Here is a 19,524-nt window from a genome sequence, read left to right as displayed (position 1 = left end):
CGGGGAGCGCAGATGACGAGGGCATGTTCGCCTTGAGCCCATCGGCCGAATGGAAACATCTCACCTGGATCGTTTACCGCGAAGACGCTCAAGCTCGCGGCAATCGAGCTACTCAGAGCCGAATTTTCCGAACAAATCCGGGATGAGCCGCATTCGGAGCAAATCTGGCTTATGGCCATGTATGAAGGCTTGATTGCTTATTCCTGTGCGGAGATGAGGCGAAGGCACGGAAGGCGGCAAGGGCGGCACAGCGACCCGTGAATTGCAGTCTAGCTAGAGGGCGCTCTCCTCGATGGGAGTAGGATGGCCGCAGATATTTCACGAATTATGTGTTGGGCACATGAGGAGGTTGCATGAGGTTACTGGTCGCGCTTCTGGCTATGACTCCCCTTTTGGGGCAGGCCCCAAAAATCAAACCCGCTTCACCCCCGGCGACTCAAATCGAGACCTCGGTTCATCAACTGGCACCCCGTTACCAACTAATCCAGCTTGGTGAGTTCCGCTCGGATCAATACCTTCTCGACACACACACGGGCAGGATGTGGCAGATGGTGAAGAGCAAGGAAGGGAGCATGGTTCTTCAGATGGTCCCGTTTATTGACCCTCTAGATGAGCAGGTGTTGCTTCCGAATGAGGATCTAGACAGCAGAAAGTTCGCGTATCGCATTCAGATCCTCAAGGAGTCGGAAAAACTGTTGGGCGTCGGCGGTGCAAAGAAGAGTGGTAAATACCCACCTGAAACCCCACTACCTCCGCCCAAAAACTAACTGGGCCTCTGAAGTCGAGGGTGAATCCAACCCATCCATGCTCGACCCTGCTTCGGAAGCTCTTCTTAATGCGCCCCTGTGCACCTTGGAACATGGCAGGCCAGGAAGGCGTTTTGAGCATCGTTTGAGCACGGAACACTTTTGAGAATAGCCGATGCCGATTTGATACAATTAGAGCCTAGATTTCTCTAGGCTCTTTTGCTGGTAGGGCTAACGGGATTTGAACCCGTGTTACCGCCGTGAAAGGGCGGTGTCCTGACCCCTAGACGATAGCCCCATGGGGTGGAACTTGGTGGGCCCTGCGGGATTTGAACCCGCGGCCAACGGCTTAAAAGGCCGCTGCTCTACCGCTGAGCTAAGGGCCCTTGCCGGTGGTACCAGGCCCGCAAACCCTCGAGCGTGCGGTGCACGGAAAGCGTGCGCTGCCTGGCTGGGCAGGAGGATCAGTGTGCCTGTGAAGGGGCGGCGGGTCAACCCAGGAGCGGTTCCAGGAAGGTCCCGGGGTAGATGCAGCCCTCCTGGCGGTCGGGGCCGGTGCTGAGGTAGGCGATGGGCACCTCGACACTGTCCACCAAGGCCTCCAGGTAGGCGTGGGCCTCGGCGGGGAGCTTGCCGTGGTCGGTGATGCCGCGGGTGCTGGCCCAGCCCTTGAAGCGCTTCACCTCGGGTTTGAGGCCCTTCCAGTCGGCGGCGCAGCTGGGGAGCTTGGTGGTGACGGTGCCCTCGCCGGTGCGGTAGCCCACGATGAGGCCCACCTCGTCCAGGCCGTCCAGCACGTCGAGCTTCATGATGGCCAGGCCATCCACGCCGTTGGTGCGGCAGGCGTGGGCGGTGATGGGGGCGTCGAACCAGCCGCAGCGGCGGGGCCGGCCCGTGGTGGTGCCGAACTCGCGGCCCACCTGGCGCAGACGCTCGCCGGTGGCGTCGTTCAGCTCGGCGGGGAAGGGGCCCGATCCCACGCGGGTGGTGTAGGCCTTGGCGATGCCCAGGATCTTGTCCAGGGCCTTGGGGGGCAGGCCGGTGCCGGTGAAGAGGCCGCCCAGGCTGCAGTTGCTGGAGGTGACGAAGGGGTAGGTACCGTGGTCGATGTCGAGCAGGGTGGCCTGGGCGCCCTCGAAGAGGATGCGGTCGCCGCGCTCCCAGGCGGCCACCAGGTGGCTCTGGGTGTCGCCGATGAAGGGCAGGAGGGGCTCGGCGGTGCGGAGCAGGCCCTCCACCACGGCCTCCAGCGTGGGCAGGCCGGCTCCGGCGCCCAGGCGCAGGCGGACCTCTTCGTAGCCGGGCTGGATGCGGTCGGCCAGGGTCTCGGGATGGAGCAGGTCGCCCAGGCGCACGCCCATGCGGCCGGCCTTCATCTCGTAGGCGGGGCCGATGCCGCGGCCCGTGGTGCCGATCTTGTTGGCGCCGCCCTCGCGCCAGAGGTCCAGGGCGATGTGGTGGGGCAGGATGAGGTGGGCCTTGTCCGAGAGCATCAGCCGGTCGGAGAGGTCGAAGCCCCGCTCGTTCAGGCGGTCCAATTCCTGCTGGAAGACGTCGAGGTTGAGGACGACGCCGTTGCCCACCACCAGGAAGCAGCCCGGGTGCAGGGCTCCGCTGGGCACTTGATGCAGGGCGATGCTCTGGCCGTTGACCACGACCGTGTGGCCGGCGTTGTTGCCGCCCTGGAACCGCACCACCTGGTGGAAATGGGGGCTGAGGAGGTCCACCACCTTCCCCTTGCCCTCATCGCCCCACTGGAGCCCAAGGATCGCCAGATTGGTCCTGATCAGGCCCATGTCGCCCTCCAAGCCCTCCAGTCTACCGGCGCCGGGCGGTTCTGTCCCGGCCGCAGACGCCGCCGCCCTCCAGGATCCGGGCTCGGTTCTGTCCCAGCCGGGCCGGGACAAGCAGGGTGGAAGAGGCTACCCTTGTAGGCTGCCCTGGAACCATCCTGGCCCGGGGACCATCCAAAGACCCGAGAGGGTGTCCCGTGTTCGAGAAATTCACTGAAAAAGCACGACGCGTGATGTTCTTCGCCCGCTACGAGGCGAGCCAGTTCGGTGCGGAGAGCATCCAGAGCGGCCACCTCCTGCTGGGCCTCCTCCGGGAGTCGGAGAAGACCAGCACCCAGCTGCTCGAGCGCATGGGCGTGCAGGTGAGCGCCCTGCGCGAGCGCCTGGTGGCGGCCCTGACGCCCCGGGACAAGAAGATCACCCCCAGCAGCACCAGCATCGACATCCCCATGGAGGAGGAGGTCAAGCGCATCCTCCAGCACGCCACGGCCGAGAGCGCCAAGCTCAACCACAAGCATGTGGGGGCCGAGCACCTGCTGCTGGGCATGCTCAAGGAGGAGGGCTGCCTGGCGGGCCGGCTCTTGATCGAGGCTGGGGCGGACCTCATCGCCGCCAAGGAGATCCTCCTGGAGAGCACCAAGGAGGAGAAGATCGCGAAGAAGAAGAAGGAGCACCCGCTTCTTTCTGAATTCGCGCGGAACCTCTCGGAGATGGCCGAGCGGGGTATCTTCGACAACCTCATCGGCCGCGAGCAGGAGGTGGAGCGCATCATCCAGATCCTCAGCCGGCGCCGGAAGAACAACCCGATCCTGCTGGGCGAGGCGGGCGTGGGAAAGACGGCCATCGTGGAGGGCTTGGCCCAGAAGATCTACGAGGGCGTGGTGCCCCCCAGCCTGGTGGACAAGCGCATCTACGCGCTGGACCTCAGCCTCGTGGTGGCGGGCACCAAGTACCGCGGCCAGTTCGAGGAGCGCCTGAAGTCCATCATCGCCGAGGCCAGCAAGGACCCCAGCGTGGTGCTGTTCATCGACGAGATCCACAGCCTGATCGGCACCGGGGCCGCCGAGGGCAGCCTGGACGCCGCCAACATCCTCAAACCGGCCCTGAGCCGGGGCGAGATCCAGTGCATCGGCGCCACCACCCACAAGGAATACGCCAAGTACATCGACAAGGACCGCAGCCTGGTGCGGCGCTTCCAACCGGTGACCGTGAACCCGCCGGACGAGGCGGAGAGCCTGCGGATCATCGAGGGCATCCGCAGCCGCTACGAGCTGTTCCACCGGGTGCGCTACGCCCAGAAGACCATGGAGGCCTCGGTCTACCTGTCCAACCGCTACATCACCGACCGCTTCCTGCCCGACAAGGCCATCGACCTGCTGGACGAGGCCGGGGCCCGGGTGAAGCTGCGGGTGGGGCCCGGCGGGTCGGACGCCGAGGGCCAGTCCCATGAGGAGGAGCTGCACCGCGTCATCAACGAGATGAACGAGGCGGTCCTGAGTCGCGATTTCGAAAAGGCCGTCCTGCTGCGCCAGCGGGAGCTGCAGCTCCGGGAGGAGCTCCAGAAGGACCGCGGCGAGCTGACGGACGAGGACTACGCCCGCTTCCCCGAGGTCACCGAGCAGGACATCGAGGACGTGGTGGCCAGCTGGACCGGCATTCCCGTGAAGGCCCTCAAGGGCGACGAGAAGGCCAACCTGGTGAACATGGAACCCAAGCTCAACGAGCGCGTCATCGGCCAGCCCGAGGCGGTGAGCGCGGTGGTGCGCGCCGTGCGCCGGGCTCGGACCGGCCTGAAGAACCCGAACCGGCCCATGGGCTCGTTCCTCTTCCTGGGCCCCACGGGCGTGGGCAAGACGGAGCTGGCCAAGACCCTGGCGGCGTTCCTCTTCGGCGACGTCAAGAAGATGATTCGCTTCGACATGTCCGAGTACATGGAGAAGCACGAGGTCTCCAAGCTGCTCGGGGCCCCTCCGGGGTACGTGGGCTACGAGGAGGGCGGCATGCTCACGGACCGCATCCGGCGGAACCCGTACTGCGTCCTGCTCTTCGACGAGATCGAGAAGGCCCACCCCGACCTGATCAACATCCTGCTGCAGATCTTTGACGATGGTCAGGCTTCGGACGCCTTCGGGAACCTGGTGGACTTCAAGAACACCATCATCATCATGACGTCCAATGTGGGCAGCCGGGAGCTGCTGGCGGAGAAGAACCTCGGCTTCGTCGAGCAGGACGCCCGTCCCGACGCGAAGTCCGGCGATGCCATGAAGGTGCTCAAGCGGACCTTCCCGCCCGAGTTCCTCAACCGCATCGACGAGATCGTGGTGTTCAACCGCCTGGGCGACGACGAGCTGCGCAAGATCGTCCGCCTCCTGGTGGAGGATCTCAACGTCACCCTCCAGAAGCACAAGCTCGCCGTGTCCCTCTCGGACGCCGCCTGCGACTGGCTGGTGAAGACCACCCTGCGGGACCGGGCCTACGGCGCCCGGCCGCTGCGGCGCGCCATCCAGAAGCAGGTGGAGGATCCCCTCGCCGAGCTGATGGTGGGCCAGGACACCGTGCCTTCCGGCCTCGTGAAGTTCGATCTGGTGGACGACAAGCTCGTCCCCACCCTGTCTGATCCCGGAGACGTGGCCGCTGGCCAGGAAACCCATCTGGTCGGAGCGCCTGAATGACGCATCACAACATGGTCTGGAACCGGGTCCGGCCCCGGTGGCGGAGGGGCATGCTGCCCCTGCTCCTGGCGGCGGGATTCGCGCTTCCACTGGCGGCGCAGGACATCGAGCCCATCGTCAAGATCGAGGTGGTGGGCGCCCAGAAGCAGACGCCCGAGACGGTGATCTTCAAGTCCGGCGTCCGGGTGGGCGACGACCTGCGGAACGTGGACTTCAGCGGCGTCATCGGCCGCCTCTGGGCCAGCGGCGGCTTCGACGACATCAAGCTGGAGCTGGAGGACGCCCCGGGCGGCAAGAAGCTGATCATCCGCATCCGCGAGCGCCCCCTGATCAAGGAGATCGACTACCGCGGCGGCACCGAGGTGGGCATCACCAACATCAAGGACAAGGTGAAGGAGAAGAAGCTCACCATCAACCCGGACACCATCTACGATCCCGAGGCCGCGCGGAAGATCAAGAACCTGATCGTGGACCAGGCCGGCGAGAAGGGCTTCCGGAACCCGGTGGTGGACATCACCCTCGAGCCCATGGGCCCCGGCGTGGCGCGCCTGGTCTTCGAGGTGAAGGAAGGCGGCAAGGCGAAGATCTACAAGGTCGACTTCCGCGGCAACAAGGTCTTCTCCAGCTCCCAGCTGCGGGGCGTCATGAAGAAGACGCGCAAGCACTGGATGTTCAGCTGGCTCACCACCCACGACCTGCTGGTGGACAAGAACCTGGAAGAGGACCTGGAGAACCTCAAGAAGGCCTACTGGCAGCGGGGCTACAAGGACGTCTTCGTCGGCAAGCCCGTCATCGAGGTGGAGGACAAGACCACCGAGAAGCAGAAGAAGAAGAACGAGAAGCGCATCAAGGAGGCCAAGTCCCCCAAGTACGACCTCCGCGCCACCCTCACCATCCCCATCCTCGAGGGCGAGCAGTTCTTCGAGGGGACCTTCAAGGCCGAGGGCGGCAAGCTGTTCCGCGAGACCTATTGCCCGATGAAGTACGCGGAGGTGAAGCGGGACAACCACTCCTTCCTCAAGAAGTTCTTCAACATCCGGCCCTCCGTCGAGCCCCCCAAGCCGGGCTCCAAGCCCGTGCCCTTCGACCTGGACGCGGTGAACCAGACCGTGGACAAGATCAAGGAGGCCTACAGCAACCAGGCCTACATCATGTTCCGGGCCGAGAAGAAGTTCGACATCCGGATGGAGGACGGGGTCAAGAAGGTGGACACCACCCTGAAGCTCGATGAGGGCGAGCCGTACACGGTCCGCCGCATCGAGTTCGAGGGCAACCTCACCACCAAGGACAAGGTGCTGCGCCGCAGCATGATGCTGAAGGAGGGCGACCCCTTCCGCACGGACATCTTCAAGGACTCGCTGCTGGGCATCAGCCAGCTGAGCTTCTTCGACGTGAAGAACTCCGAGCCCAAGGTGGACCTGGTGCCGGACAAGCCCCAGGTGGACGTGGTGATCCGCGGCGAGGAGGCGGGCGTCAACGAGCTGCTCTTCCAGGGCGGCTACGGCTCGCTGTTCGGCTTCTCCCTGGGCGTCAGCTTCTCCACCCGCAACCTGGGCGGTGGCGGCGAGACGCTGTCCGTGAGCTACAACGGCGGCAAGTTCTCCAAGAACATCTCCGTGGGCTTCACCGAGCCCTTCGTCTTCGACCTGCCCTACTCGTTCTCGGCCTCCGTGTCGAACGGGTCCGCGGACTACGACGCCTCCCGCGTGGGCATCGCCAATGCCTACAAGCAGTACACCCGGAGCCTCGGCCTGTCGGTGGGCGCGCGTCTGAGCAACTGGTTCCCCAACCAGCCCTGGGCCTTCTTCACCACCTACTCCACGGGCTACAGCTTCCGGCTCATCCGCATCGAGGGCGGCCGCAACTACTACTTCCGCGACCTGAACAACCAGCTCACATCCACCTTCAGCCAGAGCCTGTCCTACAGCACGGTGAACCACCAGTTCAAGCCGACCCAGGGCACGCGCCTCGCCTTCGGCCTGGAGTACGGCGGCTGGCAGTTCGGCGGGGACAAGCCCTTCCTGCGCGCCACCTGGGACTTCGCGAAGTTCGCCAACGTGGCGGACCGGCACATCTTCGCGCTCAACATGAGCTATGGCTACCTGCAGAACCTGGGCCGCGAGGACCTCCCGCTCTACGACCTCTACCGGCCGGGCGGCGAGAACAGCATCCGCGGCTACCGCTACGGCCAGGTGGGCAGCGTCCTCCTGGACAACGGCGGCTACCCGGTGGTGGTGGGCGGCAACAAGCAGTTCATCGCCAATGCCGAGTACCAGTTCAAGATCGCCGACCAGTTCCGCCTGGTGTTCTTCTACGACGCCGGCAACTCCTGGGGCAGCGGCACCAAGATCTTCAGCCGGGACGTGATCACCTACCGGGGCTACGACAACAACCTCTACACCTACAAGAACCCCTCCCTGGTCCGCTCCGCGGGCCTGGAGTTCCGGTTCTTCCTGCCCATCAGCCCCGCCCCCCTGCGCCTGATCTGGTCGCGGAAGCTGAACCCCTATCCCTTCGACACCGAAGGCCAGAACGACTTCCAGTTCTCCATCGGCACCACCTTCTGATTCCCGCGGGAGGGCCGCGTTCCGCGCTACAATGGCCCTTTCGCCCTGGAGATCCCCATGCGTCTGCTCGCCCCGTCCGTGGCCGCCCTGTGCCTGTCCGCCGCCCTCGCCGTGCCCACCGCGGCCCAGGAGGCGCCCCGCTTCGCGTTCTTCAGCATCAACCAGCTGGTCCGCAGCTCCAAGAAGGCCGGCGCCATCTTCTCCGAGCTGGAGATCACCGGCAAGAACCTCCAGGAGAAGCTCCAGGCCAAGGGCCAGGAACTGCAGACCCTGCAGCAGCAGCTGAACTCCCCCAGCATCGACCCCGACAAGAAGGAGGCCCTGGCCAAGAAGTACCGGGACCTGGAGTTCGAGGCCAAGAAGATGCAGGAGGACAGCCAGCAGGAGTACCAGCGCGTGGAGAAGAAGGTGGGCGAGGCCATCACCAAGCTGGCCGGCCCCATCGTCGAGCAGCTGGCCAAGGAGCAGAAGCTCCAGATGGTCTTCTCCGACCAGTCCGTGCAGATCCTCTCCTGGGCTGACCAGGAGTGGATGAAGGGCTTCACCGCCGAGGTGGCCAAGCGCCTGGACGCCAGTGAGGGCGCCGCCCCCGCGGCCAAGCCCGCCGCGGCGCCTGCGGCCAAGCCCGCCGCCAAGCCCGCGGCCCCCAAGAAGTAGCCTGACCCGCCGCCCCCCGAGATGACCGCCGCGCGACGGCTGCTCCTGCTGCTCACCGGGATCAACCTGGTGAACTACCTGGACCGGTACGTCGTCGCGGCGATCCTCGAGCCCCTGGGCCGGGAGCTGCATTTGTCGGACGCCCAGCTGGGGCGCCTGACCTTCGTCTTCATCGCGGTCTACATGTGCGCCGCGCCCCTCTTCGGCTACCTGGCCGACCGCTTCCACCGCCCTCGCCTGGTGGCGGCGGGCGTCGCCCTCTGGAGCCTGGCCACGGTGGGCGCCGCCTTCGTCCACAGCTACCCGGGCCTGCTGGCGATGCGCTCCCTGGTGGGGGTGGGCGAGGCCGCCTACGCCAGCCTGGGGCCCGCCATGCTGGCAGACGGGTTCCACGAATCGGACCGGGCGCGGGCCTTCACCTGGTTCTACCTGGCCATCCCCGTGGGCAGCGCCTTCGGCTACGGCCTGGGCGGGCTGGTGGCCGGCGCCTGGGGCTGGCGGGCCTCCTTCCTGGTGGCGGGCCTGCCGGGCCTGGCCTTCGCCCTGTGGATGGCCTTCCAGGCGGACCCCGTGCGGGGGGGCATGGACGAGGGCGGAGACCGGGAGGCGGGAGAGCCCTACCTGCGCCGCCTGGGGCATGTCTTCCGCAACCGCGTCTGGCTGGCCTGCACCGCCAGCTACGTGGCCTACACCTTCGCCATGGGCGGCCTCAGCACCTGGGGGCCGACGCTCCTGCAGCGGCGCTTCGGCGTCTCCACCGCCCGGGCCGGCCTCGTCTTCGGGGCGCTGGCGGTGGTGACCGGCATCCTGGGCACCTTCCTGGGCGGCTGGCTCACGGACCGCTGGCAGAAGCGCTGGCCCGACGCCGGGGCCGGCATCTCCGGACTCACCCTGGTGGCCTCCGCGCCCGTGGTGGCCTGGGCCCTGGCCACCGGCCACCTGGGGACGGCCTACGCCCTCTTCTTCGTGGGCATGTTCCTGCTCTTCGTGAACACCAGCCCCGTCAACGCCCTCACCGTCAGCAGCCTGCCCTCCGGCATCCGCGCCACGGGCGTGGCCGTGAACGTGCTGTTCATCCACCTGCTGGGCGACGCCATCAGCCCCGAGCTGGTGGGCCGCCGGGCGGACGCCCTCCACGCCGCGGGGCTCTCCGGCGGCGACGCCCTGGCCCGGGCCCTGGTCCTGGTGCTGCCGGCCATCGTCCTCAGCGGCGCCGCCCTCTGGTGGGCCCGGCACCGGCCCGCGGAGGCCTGAGATGTCCGCCAGCCGGTTGGCCCGGCTGCTGGGGCGGATCTGGTTCCGCGCCCTGCGCCGGGAGGGGCCGCCCCTGCCGCCAGGTCCCTGCCTCATCCTCCTGAACCACCCGAACGGGCTGCTGGATCCCCTGGCCGCCGCGGCGCTGCTGGATCGGCGGGCCGGCTGGCTGGCCAAGGCCACCCTCTGGAAGCTCGCGCCCCTGCGGCCCTTCCTGGCGGCCTTCCGGGCCATCCCCGTCACCCGGCCCAAGGATGGCGGCGCCACGCCGGAGTCCATCCAGCAGTGCTTCCGGAAGGTCCACGAGGTGCTGGCCGCGGGCGGCTCCGTGGCCCTGTTCCCGGAAGGCGTCAGCCACTCGGAGCCGGACCTGGCCCCCCTCAAGACCGGCGCCGCCCGCATGGCCCTCTCCAGCCCGGTGCCGGTGGCCCTGGTGCCCGCGGGCCTGGTCTACGGGGACCGGGCCACCTTCCGCCACAGCATCCTCCTGCGCCTGGGCGAGCCCGTGGCCTGGGCGGACCTGGCCCCCCTCGGCACGGACCCCGGGGCCGTGGCGGAGCTGACGGCCCGCATCCGGGCCGCCCTGAAGCCGCTCACCCTCCACGATGCGGAGGCGCGGGTACTGACCCTGGCCCAGGAGGTGGCCTGGCTCCTGGCCGAGGCCCCGGGCAGCCGGGTGGACCTGGAGGCCCTGCGCCTGCGGGTCCGGGCGCTGGTGCCGCACCTGGCGGCACTGCCCGAGGCGGAGCTGGCGGCCCTGGAGGGCCGGGTGCACGCCGCCCAGGCCTGGCTCCGGTCCAAGGGGCTCCGGCCCGACCAGGTGGGCCATCCCTATCCCGGCGCGGAAGTCCGCCGCTGGCTGCCGGGCGCCGCCCTGCGGCTGGGGTTGGCGGTCCTCCTGCTGCCGCCGGCGCTGCTCTTCTGGCCTTCCTACCGCCTGGTGGACGGAGTGGCGCGCCGGGGCACGGACGAGGGCGACCAGGCCGCCACCCTGAAGCTGATGGCGGGCCTGCTGATCCACCCGCTCTGGGCCGGGCTCCTGGCCGCGCTGGCCGGATGGCGCTGGGGGTGGCCCGCGGCCCCGGTCCCGCCGGCGGCCCTGCTGGCGGTGCTCCTGGGCCTGCCCGCCCTGGAGCGGGCCGGGGAGGACCTCCAGGCCATCCGCGGCTTCCTCCGGCGGCGCGATCCTGCGGTGCCCGAGCTGCTGGAGGCCCGGCGGCAGCTGCTGGAAGCCTTCCCGGAACTGGCGCCCTGAACGGGAAAGGCGGGGCCGGAGCCCCGCCTTTCCGTGCGTGCGGCCGAGGATCAGTGGCCGAGGATCAGGAACTTCTCCGGGACCTGCACATCAGGGAAGCTCAGCGGGGCCAGGGGAAGGGCCGCGCCGCCCTGGGTGGGATCCACCACGAGCGCCACGCCGGTGATGCCGAGGAAGTAGCGCATCTGCTTCTGGAGCAGGCCGGTGTTCGCCAGGCTGGCGGTGGGATCCAGCAGGGAGCTGTGGTTGATGCCCGTCTGGTCGAACTGGAAGTAGCCTTCCGTGGGCGTGGTGTCCGCGCCGGTCACGGCGGCATTGGCCACCTTGGGCGCGAGGGCGCCGCCGGCGATCGTATACATGAACTGCGCCGGGACGCCCGCCGCGTGGGGCGGGGTGCCGCCGGCGGTGTAGGCCAGCTGCTTGAAGCCGGGGGCCACGGCGGCGCCGGCGGCGCCGAGGACTTCGCGGCCGCCGAGGGCGTTGCCCAGGTAGCGGGTGTAGGGGTTGCCGATGACGGTGTCACCGACGGCTTCCTGGATGGCCACGCGGTTGGAGAGGCGGCTGGGCAGGCCCGCGCCCAGCGGGGTGGTCATGGTGGCGGGATCCGCGGGATCCACCACGCTCTGGGTCACCTGGAAGAACTGGTGGTAGGTGGGCGTGTTCTTGGCGATGCCCACCGCCGCCAGGCCGGCGTCCACGGAGGGGCCGAAGGCGGGGCTGTTCTGGATGAGGTAGGCCAGGCGCCCGCCGGGGACGGACAGGTAGCCCTTCATGTCGGCGTTGAGGGTGGTCTGGGTGTAGGGCGCTCCGGTGGTGGCCAGGGTGGTGTTGCCGGCCAGGTAGTAGGCGCCGACGATGGAGCCCAGGCTGTGGCCCACGTAGCGCATGCCCGTGTTGGAGGGCGGGGCGGGCAGGGCGGCGAAACCGCCGACGGCCACGGTCAGCTCGAGGCGGTCCAGGTTGAGGGCGGCCTGCTGGATGTTGGTGCGGGTGGCCAGGGGGGCGCCGATGGCCATGAAGTCCTGGCCCCAGACGGTGCCGGTGGTGTGCGTGGGAACGGCCAGGGCGCCGTGCATGGGAAGGTCGATGGCGACCACGGCCCGGCCCACGGTGGTGAGGGTCTGGGCCAGAGCGATGACGGTCTCCTTCCGGCTGGTGATGCCGTGCTGGTAGATCACCAGGGGCCAGTTGGAACCGGCGGCGGGGGCGATGTAGACGAAGGGGATGGCCCGGGGCACGTGGTAGTAGCTGGTGAGGGCACCCGTGGTCCGGTAGGGCTGGGTCACGCCGGCGGCGGGGTTGTAGGCCCCGGTGACGCCGGTGAGGTCGCCGCCGGCGACGGTGGCGTTGGCGGCCACGACGACGGGGTCCACCGAGAGGTCCGCGCTGTTGATGGTGCCGAGCACCACGGTGCCCACGGTGGCGGGGGCGGTGGTGGCGGCGCCCATCACGGCGCTCCAGTAGGCGTCAGGGCTGGGGTTCGTGCCGCCGCGGTCGAAGACGGCGGTGACGGTGGCGGTGTTCGCCCAGGTCTTGCCGGGCAGGCCGCCCAGGGTGGCGCCGGCGGCGAAGGAGCGCAGGGCGCTCTCCACGGGGATGCGGGTGTTGGGGGCCGCGAGGTTCGGCGCGATGAAGCCGGCGCCGGTGGTGATGAAGCGACCCATCACGGTGATGTTGGCGCGCTGGGCGATGGTGGTGGTGGCGGAGGCGGTGATGAGGTCGTCCATCACCTTGGCGTAGCCGGAGAGCAGGATGTTGGTCCCGCTCGTGACGTTGGCCCGGATGGGCTCCAGGGCCGCGAAGGAGCCCGTGAGCGGGGTGGTGGACTTGAGGGCCTCGAAGAAGGGCGAGGCGGAGATGGGCAGGCCGGCGGTGTCCTTCACGCGGTTGGTGACCACGTAGAGGTAGCGGGTGCCGGGCAGCAGGGGGAAGTTCGGGAAGAGGAACAGGTCCGTGCCGCCGGCGGTGTACTGGTAGGTGAAGGTGGCGGAGATGTCCGTGAAGCCCAGGGCCGCGTTCTCGGTGCCGGCGGCGTCGGGAGTGATCTGGAAGACCTTGATGTTGTTGGAGGTGACGGTGGCGGCGTCCACGGCGGCGTTGAACTGGAGGTAGACCGGGGCGTTCAGGCCGGAGACGGCGTTGGTGCCGCCCATCTCGCGCAGGTTCACGTAGGCCAGGGCCTCCGGGGGCGTCATGGGCTTGTTGGCGGCCCGGCCGGTGAGGGGATCCGCGGCCGTGGCCGTGGCCAGGATGTTCGGCAGGGGCACGTTCGCGTGGGCCGGATCGAAGACCGGCGTGGTGGTGCTGGGCATGTAGCCGGGGCCGGTGACGATCGTGGGGGCCTCGGAGTCACCGCCCTTGGTGCAGGCGAGGATCGTCAGCAGGAAGGCGCCGAGGACCGCTTGGTTCAAGCGTGGATGCATCGCGTCACCTCATGGGTGTGGTTGGAAAGGTTTCGAGGACGAGGATTGGTTTGATGACAATAGGCGGCCCGAACGGGAAATGCCACATAAAAGGCGAGGCCCCCGAGGGGGCCCCGCTTGACTCCGGGTAGGTTGGCTGCGGATCAGTCGGTGACGGCGAAGACGACCTTGTCGTTCTTGAAGCGGCTCACGGTGATGAGCTCCACGGTGGCCGTCTGCTTGTCCGGGCTGATGGTGAGGCGGTAGTGCTCATCCTTCAGATACGAGCCGGGCACCACGTTCACCTTGCCGATCTTCTTGAGGCCCACGTCCGAGGCCTTGATGGTGATGGTCTTGCCGGAGCGGAGGTCCAGGCTCTGGGTGAAGACCTCGTCGCGCCAGTTCTTGCCGGCCCGGTCCTTGGCGAAGACGGGGATCTCGATGACGCCCTCGGCCTTCAGGGTGTCGCGGTTGCCGACGACGTAGTGCAGCGAGTTGAGCTTGGCCAGCTGGGCGGTGTTGTCGGCCTGGAGCTTGGTGCGCTCCTCGATGAGGTTGGCCCGCTCGGTCTGGAGGCCGGCGATCTCCTCTGTGATCTTCTGCTTCTGGCTCTCGAGGTCGGTGACCTCCTCCTGCAGCTTCTCGTTCTGGGCGACGGCCTCGTCGCGCTCGCCCTCGATCTTCTCGCGCTCCTGGCGCATCAGGTCGTTGGGCGTGATCTTGGCGTGGCCCTGAGCCACCCAGGTGCCGTAGGTGCCGTTGGCGTAGAAGTGGTAGACCTCGAAGCCCGGGGCCAGCTTCTCCATGATGGCCACGCGGCTCACCAGCTTCTTGGCCTCGGCCTCGGGCACGCCCTTCTTCTTGAGGAAGCGCATGGCCATGCCGTAGTGGCTGTCATTGGGCTTGGCCACATCGGGCTTGGGGAGGTCGGCCTTGAGCTTGGCCAGCTTGGCGTTCAGGTCCTTGATCTCCTTGTCCTTGTCCAGCACTTCCTGGAGCAGGGCCTGGTAGGAGCTGTTCTTCTCGTTCTTGATGCGCTCTTCGAGGGCCTTCTTCTGCTCGTCCGTGAGCTGGAGGGTCTCGGCGTTGGGCTTGATGTCGTTCACGCCGGCCTGGGCCAGCTTCTTCTGCTGCTCGCTGCCGGCCTGGTTCAGCTGCTGGCCGGCCTTGTCAGCCTCGGCGGCCTTCTGGGTCAGCTCCCGGATCTGCGGGTCCTCCCGCTTGCAGGCGGTGGACACCATCAGGATGGACGCGGCCATCAAGGCGAGGGCCAGCGTCGGGCGACGGAAGAGGGTCATGGGTTCCTCCACTAAGGGGGCAAGGGACAAGCGCTTCGGGGATGGAAACATCCAACCTTAGTCCCCCAGGCTAGGCCATGGCAAGGTTTCCCGCGTCATCCGAAAGGTGTATGCGCTGGGGCCTCCACGATATACTCATTGTTTCCTCCGGGCAGATGTTTGGAGGGGTTCCGAGGAGTCGGGCATGGCCACCCAGGGGCGTCACCTGTTCACATCCGAGAGCGTCACCGAAGGGCATCCCGACAAGATGGCGGACCAGATCTCCGACGCGGTGCTCGACGCCGCGCTCAAGGACGATCCCCGCAGCCGGGTCGCCTGCGAGACCCTCCTGACCACGGGGCTCGTGCTGGTGGCCGGAGAGATCACCACCGAGACCTACATCCCCGTGGCCGCCCTGGTGCGCGACGTGGTCAAGGACATCGGCTACGACCACCACATCAAGGGCTTCGACTACGCCACCTGCGCGGTGATGGTGACCATCGACCAGCAGAGCCCCGACATCGCCATGGGCGTGGACACCGGCGGCGCCGGCGACCAGGGCCTGATGTTCGGCTATGCCTGCCGCGAGACGCCGGAGCTCATGCCCGCGCCGGTGCACTACGCCCATCTGCTCACCCGCAAGCTGGCGGAGGTGCGCAAGAACGGCCAGCTGCCCTGGCTGCGGCCCGACGGCAAGTCCCAGGTCACCGTGGAGTTCGACGGGGATCAGGTGAAGCGCATCCACACCGTCGTCATCTCCACCCAGCACGACGAGCACGTCACCCAGAACAGCATCCGCGACGCCGTGATCCAGGACGTGATCAAGGCCTCCCTGCCGCAGGACCTGCTGGATTCCAAGACCATCTTCCACGTCAACCCCACCGGGCGCTTCGTGGTGGGCGGGCCCATGGGCGACACGGGCCTCACCGGCCGCAAGATCATCGTCGACACCTACGGTGGCAGCGGCCACCACGGCGGCGGCGCCTTCTCGGGCAAGGACCCCAGCAAGGTGGACCGCAGCGCCGCCTACATGGGCCGCTACATCGCCAAGAACATCGTGGCGGCGGGCCTGGCGGACCGCTGCGAGATCCAGCTGGCCTACGCCATCGGCGTGGCCGAGCCCGTCTCCATCGCCGTGGACACCTTCGGCACCGGGAAGGTCTCGGACGAGGCCATCGTCCGCGCCGTGCGCGAGATCTTCAGCTGCACCCCCAAGGCCATGATCGAGGCCCTGGACCTGCGCCGGCCCATCTACCGCGCCACCTCCGCCTACGGCCACTTCGGCCGCCCCGAGTTCAGCTGGGAGAAGACGGACAAGGTGGAGGCGCTGCGGGCGGCGGCGAAGTAGCTGTCGGCTGTCAGCTGTCAGCTATCAGTTATCGGCTCTCAGTGGAAATGGATGCGGCCCTCCGGGCCGCGTCTGCTTTTAGCTGACAGGCGACAGCTGATAGCCGATAGCCAAAAGCTATTCCGCCATCTCCACGCGGTTCCGGCCGCCCTGCTTGGCACGGTAGAGGGCTTCGTCGGCCTTGTTGAGGAGGCCCTCCGCATCGGGCATCGCGGCCTGGCCTGCGCGGGCGGAGACGCCCATGCTGACGGTCTTCCGGATGGTGGCGTCGCCCAGGAGGTGATCCAGGGCGGCAAACTTCTGCCGCAGCTGCTCCGCGACCTGGATGGCGGCCGGGCCGTCGGTGTAGGGCAGCACCAGGGTGAGCTCTTCGCCGCCATAGCGCGCCGCCAGGTCCGTGGTCCGGAGGCTGGCGTTCAGCATGGTCCCGATGTTGCGCAGCACCACGTCGCCCATGGCGTGGCCATGGGTGTCGTTCACCTCCTTGAAGTGGTCGATGTCGATCATGATCACCGCCAGGGGGGCCCGGGTGCGGCGGGCCCGCCGCACCTCCTCCTCCAGCCGGGAGACGAGGAGGCGCCGGTTGGCCAGCCCCGTGAGCGCGTCGGTCACGGACAGGGCCTCCAGGCGGGCGTTCATCTCCCGGAGTTCATCCTGGAGCCGCTTGAGCTTGGTGTGGATGCGCACCCGGGCCAGCAGCTCCTTCTCGTGGAAGGGCTTGGTGACGTAGTCCGAGGCGCCCCGGGCCAGGATCTCGGCCTTGCGGTCCAGGTCGTCCTCGGCCGTGAGCATGATGACGGGGATCTGCTCCAGCTCCTTGCGGCTGGCCTTGAGGCCCAGGAACTTCAGCCCGTCGAAGCCCGGCATCACCAGGTCGCAGAGCACCAGGTCCGGCGGCGTCTCCATGATGACCTTGAAGGCGGTGAGGCCGTCGGCCGCCTCCAGGAAGTGCGTGAACCCGCCGTCGCGAAGGAGGACCGCCTTGATCTCGTTGCGGATCGTGGCGTTGTCATCGACGATGAGGACGCGGGAGGCCATCAGCTCTTCTCGGCAGCGCTCCGGAGCCGCTTGAGCCAGGCGTCCCACGCCCCGGGCTCGAAGGGCGGCGAGGGGGGGAGGTGGCGCCGCAGGGTCCGGGCGGCCTGCACGGGCGCCCCCCACAGGGATTCCGGGAGGCGGCCGGCCGCATCGGCGCAGGCGGTCCAACCCTCGGGACTCTGGCAGACCAGCAGCCACTGGTGGCCGGCCTCCAGGGAGAGGCGCACCCGCTCGTCCCAGGTCCAGTCCGCGCAGCCGCCCATCTCCAGATCATCGGGCAGGAAGCGGCCCTGGATGCCCCAGGGGTTCCCGGCCACGGAGCCCCGGTGCAGGCTGGCGGGCAGGGGGGCCGAGGCGGGCGTGCGCAGGTGGGCCACCATCACCAGGCGGTCCGGGTGGGCCAGGGGGATGAAGGCGGCGGCGTTGCGGTCGACCTGGGACGCCGCGTCGAGGGCGGGCAGGCCCAGGTGGCTGTCCAGGGTGGTGCCGCCCAAGCCGGGGAAGTGCTTGAGGCAGCCCCGGACGCCTGTGGATTCCAGGCCGTGGAGGAAGGCTCCAGCGGCGGCGGCGACCTCCGCGGGATCGGCGCTGGCGGCCCGGTCCCCGATGCCCGCGTCCGGGTGGCCGTCCCAGAGGTCCACCACCGGGGCGAAGTCCACGTTGAAGCCCAGCAGGCGGAGCCCCTCGCCCCAGAGGCGGCCCCAGGCCCCGCAGGCCTGGGCGCCGCCGCCGGTCCAGATCGTTCGGAGGGGCGGCGTGGTGCCCACCCAGGGCCGCAGGCGGCTCACGGGCCCGCCCTCCTGGTCCAGGGCCACGGCCAGGGGCAGCCCTGCTCCGAAGCGCGCCTGGAGGCCGTCGATGAGGGCCCGGCAGCGGGCGGGGCCGGACTCCGGGTCGGGATCCAGGTTCCGGGCGAAGAGGATGAGGGCGCCCGGCGTGAACGGAAGGTCCACCTCCGGGGCGTCGAGGCCGCGGAAGCCGGTCCAGAGAAGCTCGTGCGGACTGGTCATCCCCCCACCTTACCCCGGGGGCGGGCCCAGGTCATGAGACGAAGGTCCTCCCTCGGACCATGGTGCGCTCGTAGATCCGGGCCTCGATGAAGATGCGGAGGGACTCCTTGTCCAGGAGGTTCACGCGGACCTCCTGGTCCAGGATCTCCAGGCTGCGCTCCAGGCTCACGGCGGCCTTGTAGGGGCGGTCCGCGGCGGTGAGGGCGTCGTAGACGTCGGCCACGGCCATGAGCCGGCTCTGCACCGGGATGTCCGGCTCCTTCAGGCGCCTCGGGTAGCCGCGCCCGTTCATGCGCTCGTGGTGCGCGTAGGCGATGTCCGGCACGCCCGCCAGCTCCGCCGTCCACGGGATCTGGGTGAGGAACCGGTAGGTGTGGGTGACGTGGCTCTCGATCTCGGAGCGCTCCTCGTTGGACAGGCTGCCCTTGGGGATCCGCAGGAGGTCCAGGTCGCCGGGCGCGAAGAGGGCGTGGCGGTCCCCGCTCCAGTGCTGGTAGGTGAGGTCCTCCAGCGTGTCCAGCTCCGAGGCCACCTCCTGGGGCAGGACGGTGGGCTCGTTGCTCTGCCGCACGAGCTCCATGATGCGGCGGGTCTCCTCCTCCTGGTGGAGCAGCAGGGCCTCGAGCTGGTCCTGGTCGAAGGTCCGCCCCTTGGTCCAGGCCTCGAGGATCCGGTCCCGCAGGGACTCGATGGAACGCTGGTGGAGGCGCTGGTAGAGGCTGTCCAGGCGCTCCTGGGGAAGCTTCTTGGCCTTCACCCGGACCCCCACCTTGCCGAAGTCGTGAAGCAGGCTGGCGTAGCGGATCTCGCGGATCTGGACCGGGGTGAAGCGGATGCCGCCGTAGGGGCCGTTGGGCGTCTCGTTGACCGCCTCCGCCAGGCCCACGGTGAGCTCGGCCACGCGGCTGGAGTGGCCAGAGGTGCTGGGATCGCGGGCCTCGATGGCGGTCACGGAGGCGTTCACGAAGCCCTCGAAGAGCCGCTCGATGTCGTTCTTCAGGCCCAGGATCTCCTGGGTGCGGGCCTCCACCATGCGCTCCAGGTTCTGCTGGTACTCCTCGTTCTCCCGCAGCAGGCGGTAGTGCTCCAGGGCCCGCTCCAGGCCGGCTTCGATCTCCACCAGCTTGAAGGGCTTCTGGATGAAGTCGTAGGCACCGCGCTTGAGGGCCTGGATGGCGGATTCCGTGGTGGCGTAGCCGGTCATGAGGATGCCGAGGGTGCGGGGATCCTCCTCGTGGATGGCCCGCAGCAGTTCCAGGCCCGACAGTCCCCCGGGCATGTTCAGGTCCGTGAAGACCACCGGGAAGTGCCTGGCGCGCACCAGGTCCAGGGCCCGGGCCCCGTCCTCCGCCCCGTGCGCATCGTAGCCCTGGTCCGTCAAAGCCTCGACCAGGAGGTTCCGCAGGTCCGCTTCGTCGTCCACGATGAGGATGGAAATGGGGGGGGTCAGAGTCACTCCGGCTCCACGTACCCGGTCTTCATCGGACAGGACCAGGACAAGGCCA

Annotated in this window: 13 protein-coding genes and 2 tRNA genes; 7 read left to right on the top strand and 8 right to left on the bottom strand. The window is 68.2% G+C overall.

Features of this window, described 5'->3' with window-relative positions; all coding sequences use genetic code 11:
* Positions 1 to 353 precede the first annotated feature (353 nt).
* Complete coding sequence (locus G398_RS0100485) at positions 354 to 767, top strand: hypothetical protein (RefSeq protein ID WP_026852124.1); 414 nt, start codon at positions 354 to 356, stop codon at positions 765 to 767.
* A gap of 202 nt (positions 768 to 969) precedes the next feature.
* On the opposite strand, the gene G398_RS0100480 is transcribed toward G398_RS0100485, so the two are convergent.
* The 3 genes from G398_RS0100480 to G398_RS15130 form a co-directional block, all read right to left on the bottom strand.
* A tRNA-Glu gene (locus tag G398_RS0100480) sits at positions 970 to 1,044 on the bottom strand.
* A gap of 13 nt (positions 1,045 to 1,057) precedes the next feature.
* Positions 1,058 to 1,132 (bottom strand) — tRNA-Lys (locus G398_RS0100475).
* A 105-nt stretch (positions 1,133 to 1,237) separates the two neighbouring features.
* Positions 1,238 to 2,542 carry an adenylosuccinate synthase gene (locus G398_RS15130; protein WP_052571001.1) on the bottom strand — a complete coding sequence of 435 codons (1,305 nt, stop codon included), beginning with the start codon at positions 2,540 to 2,542 and terminating at the stop codon, positions 1,238 to 1,240.
* Between the two features lie 194 nt (positions 2,543 to 2,736).
* On the opposite strand from G398_RS15130, the gene G398_RS0100465 reads away from it, so the two are divergent.
* The 5 genes from G398_RS0100465 to G398_RS18985 are packed head-to-tail and all read left to right on the top strand — an operon-like array spanning position 2,737 to position 10,944.
* Complete coding sequence (locus G398_RS0100465) at positions 2,737 to 5,211, top strand: ATP-dependent Clp protease ATP-binding subunit (protein ID WP_026852123.1); 2,475 nt, start codon at positions 2,737 to 2,739, stop codon at positions 5,209 to 5,211.
* A gap of 50 nt (positions 5,212 to 5,261) precedes the next feature.
* Entirely contained in the window at positions 5,262 to 7,778 is a 2,517-nt protein-coding gene (gene bamA, locus G398_RS0100460) for an outer membrane protein assembly factor BamA (RefSeq protein WP_026852122.1), read from the top strand.
* Between the two features lie 57 nt (positions 7,779 to 7,835).
* On the top strand, positions 7,836 to 8,435 hold the full coding sequence (locus G398_RS0100455; protein WP_026852121.1) for an OmpH/Skp family outer membrane protein: 600 nt from the start codon (positions 7,836 to 7,838) through the stop codon (positions 8,433 to 8,435).
* 21 nt (positions 8,436 to 8,456) lie between these two features.
* Entirely contained in the window at positions 8,457 to 9,689 is a 1,233-nt protein-coding gene (locus G398_RS15125) for a spinster family MFS transporter (protein WP_052570999.1), read from the top strand.
* A 1-nt stretch (position 9,690) separates the two neighbouring features.
* The gene (locus tag G398_RS18985; protein ID WP_026852120.1) at positions 9,691 to 10,944 is read left to right on the top strand and encodes a 1-acyl-sn-glycerol-3-phosphate acyltransferase; all 1,254 of its coding nucleotides are present in this window, start codon (positions 9,691 to 9,693) and stop codon (positions 10,942 to 10,944) included.
* Between the two features lie 50 nt (positions 10,945 to 10,994).
* Here the strand turns inward: G398_RS18985 and G398_RS0100440 are convergent, their stop codons facing one another.
* Positions 10,995 to 13,367 (bottom strand): Ig-like domain-containing protein, encoded by a 2,373-nt coding sequence (locus G398_RS0100440; protein WP_026852119.1) that lies wholly within the window; start codon positions 13,365 to 13,367, stop codon positions 10,995 to 10,997.
* 143 nt (positions 13,368 to 13,510) lie between these two features.
* Entirely contained in the window at positions 13,511 to 14,644 is a 1,134-nt protein-coding gene (locus tag G398_RS0100435; RefSeq protein WP_026852118.1) for a hypothetical protein, read from the bottom strand.
* Positions 14,645 to 14,828: 184 nt separating this feature from the next.
* On the opposite strand from G398_RS0100435, the gene metK reads away from it, so the two are divergent.
* Positions 14,829 to 15,971, top strand: a complete 1,143-nt coding sequence (gene metK / locus G398_RS0100430; protein WP_026852117.1) for a methionine adenosyltransferase — start codon at positions 14,829 to 14,831, stop codon at positions 15,969 to 15,971.
* Between the two features lie 117 nt (positions 15,972 to 16,088).
* On the opposite strand, the gene G398_RS0100425 is transcribed toward metK, so the two are convergent.
* From G398_RS0100425 to G398_RS15110, 3 genes are read right to left on the bottom strand one after another with little or no spacing between them, the layout of a single operon-like run.
* Positions 16,089 to 17,009: a diguanylate cyclase gene (locus tag G398_RS0100425; protein WP_026852116.1), complete on the bottom strand. Its 921-nt coding sequence runs from the start codon at positions 17,007 to 17,009 to the stop codon at positions 16,089 to 16,091.
* Positions 17,009 to 18,019, bottom strand: coding sequence for a glycoside hydrolase family 3 N-terminal domain-containing protein (locus tag G398_RS18980; protein WP_052570998.1), 1,011 nt, complete (start codon positions 18,017 to 18,019; stop codon positions 17,009 to 17,011). The genes G398_RS0100425 and G398_RS18980 overlap by 1 nt, the downstream gene beginning before the upstream one ends.
* Before the next feature lie 31 nt (positions 18,020 to 18,050).
* On the bottom strand, positions 18,051 to 19,475 hold the full coding sequence (locus G398_RS15110; protein WP_052570996.1) for an HD domain-containing phosphohydrolase: 1,425 nt from the start codon (positions 19,473 to 19,475) through the stop codon (positions 18,051 to 18,053).
* Positions 19,476 to 19,524 lie beyond the last annotated feature (49 nt).

The organism is Geothrix fermentans DSM 14018 (assembly GCF_000428885.1).
GTDB classification, from domain to species: Bacteria; Acidobacteriota; Holophagae; order Holophagales; family Holophagaceae; genus Geothrix; species Geothrix fermentans.
This window is presented reverse-complemented; position numbering and strand designations above follow the sequence as displayed.